The organism is Neobacillus drentensis (genome assembly GCF_036962765.1).
In the GTDB taxonomy this organism is placed as follows: Bacteria; Bacillota; Bacilli; order Bacillales; family Cytobacillaceae; genus Neobacillus; species Neobacillus drentensis_C.
In genome coordinates this window covers 1-1,154 of sequence record NZ_JBALOS010000443.1, presented here as the reverse complement: position 1 = coordinate 1,154, position 1,154 = coordinate 1, and the positions used below count along the sequence as shown (strand labels likewise).

Below are 1,154 nucleotides of genomic sequence, written 5' to 3'. Positions count from 1 at the left end.
TCATGGTTTCCAATAAACTGTTAAAATAAAAATATAACAATATAGATTTCTAAGGGAGTCATTAAAATTGAATTCAGAAGATTTAAAGAATGAACAAAAAATACTTGATAATACAATAAAGAAAATTAAGGACCAATCCTATTTTGTTTGGGAGTTATTAGAAGGGAAAAAGGGGAATTTTAAAAGAGGAATCAATGATACTGGTGATGAGATTGCTTATCGAAGAGGGAAACTGGACAGAGAATTATTAAGAAAGGCAGAAAAGGAGCCCTACTTTGGGCGATTTGATATTACTTCCGAAGAAGATGGTAAAGAAACTTTTTATATCGGTAAACAAGGAGTTCGTGACCAAAACGAAAATGTTGTGGTAGTTGATTGGAGAATGCCGATTGCCTCTGTATTCTATAATTTTACTCCAGACCAACCTAAACAGTCTTATTCATTCCATGACGGAAAAGCAAAGAGGAATATTAATCATTCAGTAGATGTTCTAAAAAAGAAGGAATTCACGATAAAGGACCAAAAAATTATTAAAATCATTCAACAGGTCTCAGAAAAACTTAACGAAAACCTTAATGTAACTATTACGGAAAAAGGAGAAGAATTAACCATAACTGATGACTTTTTAAGGGAAATTATAGAAAATAGCAATACAACCGGCTATTTAAAAGAAATAATTGCCTCAATACAAAAAGAACAGGATAAAGCAATTCGACAACCGATTGATCGCAATGTAATTATCCAAGGAGTTGCAGGTTCTGGAAAATCATCCATCGCCTTACACCGTTTGTCCTATTTACTTTATAATAATAAAAATATCAAACCATCAGACGTTTTAATCCTTGGCCCGTCTAATTTATTTATTAGTTCCGTACAGGATTTATTGCCGAATTTAAGTCTGGAAGGAATTAGACAGTCCACTGTTCAACAAATGCTGTACCAATATTTACAATCAGTAATAAAAGAAAAGTTTGATTTATCTTACAATACCTATTTTGAAGAAGTGCTATTTTCTAAGAAAAATGAAGTCAAAAAAATAATAGAGTTTAAAGGTTCAGAAACTTTTGTACTTATTTTAGATATTTTTGTTAATGATTTAAAGAACAAGTATGAAAGTCGTATTCAGCCAATTACTATCCTAAATGAGTATTTAT

Annotated in this window: 1 protein-coding gene; it reads left to right on the top strand. The window is 30.8% G+C overall.

Translation table 11 applies throughout. The features are described from left to right. Positions 1-67: 67 nt before the first annotated feature. Positions 68-1,154, top strand: a 1,087-nt coding sequence (locus V7137_RS30530) for a UvrD-helicase domain-containing protein (RefSeq protein WP_335701538.1), incomplete at its 3' end; no start/stop codon positions are given.